The organism is Congregibacter sp. (assembly GCF_965660375.1).
In the GTDB taxonomy this organism is placed as follows: Bacteria; Pseudomonadota; Gammaproteobacteria; order Pseudomonadales; family Halieaceae; genus Congregibacter.
In genome coordinates, this window is the sequence record NZ_CBFHZO010000102.1 from 1 (window position 1) to 2,059 (window position 2,059).

Genomic DNA, 2,059 nt, shown 5'->3' on the forward strand with positions numbered 1-2,059 from the left:
GAAGAAGACGGCGAAGCCAAAGAATAAACGACGACAGCTGACTAATCGCGCGGGGTTTTCCCGCGCGTCTCCACGCATTCCTGACTATGCAGCGCACCGACTTTAGCTACGAGCTCCCCGAGGAACTGATTGCCCAGACGCCCCTCGCGGAGCGCTCGGCGAGTCGTTTACTGTGCGTGGACGGCCTTATTGGGTCTATCCAACACGCAAAGTTCGCCGATCTTCCCGGGCAGCTGAATGCTGGCGACCTGCTGGTCTTTAACAACACTCGCGTCCTTCCGGCCCGCCTGTTCGGGGTAAAGGAAACGGGAGGGCGCGTCGAAATACTGATCGAGCGCCTTACGGACGATTGCAGCGCCCTGGCGCACATCCGAGCAAGCAAGACACCCCGGGCCGGTATGACCATAGCTCTCGCTGCCGAGGCCGATAGTCCCGCGACGGACGCGCTGCTCACGGTCCAGGGTCGTGAAGGCGAGTTGTTCAAAATCACCAGCGCCGAAAGCCTGGGGCCCTTGCTGGCGCGCATCGGACACATGCCACTGCCGCCTTACATTGATCGCGCCGATGCCGCCGAAGATAAAGAGCGTTACCAAACGGTCTACGCCCAGCGTGATGGTGCGGTCGCGGCGCCCACGGCGGGTTTGCACTTTGATACCGCGCTGCTGGACCAGCTCGATGCCATGGGCGTTGAGCGAGCCGAGGTCACCCTTCATGTGGGCGCAGGGACCTTTCAGCCTGTGCGCAGCGATGATATCCGCGACCACGAAATGCACGCCGAGTATCTTGAAGTGGATCAGACGGTTTGCGACGCCATTGCGGCAACCCGTGCGCGAGGCGGCCGTGTGGTGGCCGTGGGCACGACGGCGGTGCGCAGCCTGGAGACGGCAGCCGCGTCCGGCCAGCTTCGGCCCTATGTCGGTGATACGCAGCTGTTTATCTATCCGGGTTACCGCTTTCAATGCGTGGATGCCATGATCACAAACTTTCATTTGCCTGAATCCACACTACTCATGCTGGTGAGCGCGTTTTCCGGTAAAGACCTTATTCTTGGCGCGTATAACGAGGCGGTGAAGGAGCGCTACCGATTCTTCAGCTACGGTGATGCCATGTTTCTTACGCCCCAGCCGGGGGTGCGCCCAGAGTGAAGTTCGAGCGTGTTTCCAGCGATGGCGCGGCCCGACGCTCCCGCCTGTATTTTGATCGCGGCGTTGTGGAGACACCGGCCTTTATGCCCGTGGGCACCTACGGCACCGTCAAAGGCATGCTCCCCCGGGATGTGGAAGCGCTGGGTGCGCAAATTATCCTGGGCAACACCTTTCACCTGTGGCTTCGCCCGGGCACCGAGGTGATTGGTGCCCACGGCGACCTCCATGATTTTATGCAGTGGCAAGGGCCCATACTCACGGACTCCGGTGGATTTCAGGTGTTCAGCCTTGGAGAAATGCGCAAAATCAGCGAGGAGGGGGTGTCTTTCCGCTCTCCTGTGGATGGTGACAAGGTGTTCCTTGATCCCGAAAAGTCCATGGCGATACAGCGGGCTCTGGGCAGCGATATCGTGATGATCTTTGACGAGTGCACCCCCTATCCGGCGACCCGCGAGGAAGCCGAGACTTCCATGGAGCTATCGCTGCGCTGGGCAAAGCGCAGTCGCGTGGCCCACGGTGATAGCGATGCGGCGGTCTTTGGCATTGTGCAGGGGGGCATGTACGGTGATTTGCGGGCTCGCTCTCTGGAGGGGTTGGTGGAGATTGGTTTCGACGGCTATGCCATTGGTGGTCTCTCTGTCGGGGAACCCAAGGACGAAATGCTGGCGGTGCTCGAAAGCCTTCAGCCGCTCATGCCCGAGGATCATCCGAGGTATCTTATGGGGGTGGGTACGCCGGCAGATCTTCTGGAAGGAGTCAGGCGCGGCATCGACATGTTTGATTGTGTCATGCCCACGCGCAATGCCCGCAACGGCCACCTGTTTACGTCCACGGGCACCATCAAGATCCGCAACGCAAAACACCGTCACAGCACAGCGCCGTTGGACGAGAAGTGTGCTTGCTACACCTGCGCC

At 60.5% G+C, this 2,059-nt stretch carries 2 protein-coding genes; both read left to right on the forward strand.

The annotated features are described in order from the left end of the window. Positions 1–86 precede the first annotated feature (86 nt). Positions 87–1,145: a tRNA preQ1(34) S-adenosylmethionine ribosyltransferase-isomerase QueA gene (gene queA, locus ACTG3T_RS09960; protein WP_439102120.1), complete on the forward strand. Its 1,059-nt coding sequence runs from the start codon at positions 87–89 to the stop codon at positions 1,143–1,145. Continuing rightward, on the forward strand, positions 1,142–2,059 hold a 918-nt coding region (gene tgt / locus ACTG3T_RS09965; RefSeq protein WP_439102121.1), incomplete at its 3' end, for a tRNA guanosine(34) transglycosylase Tgt. The genes queA and tgt, both read left to right, overlap by 4 nt.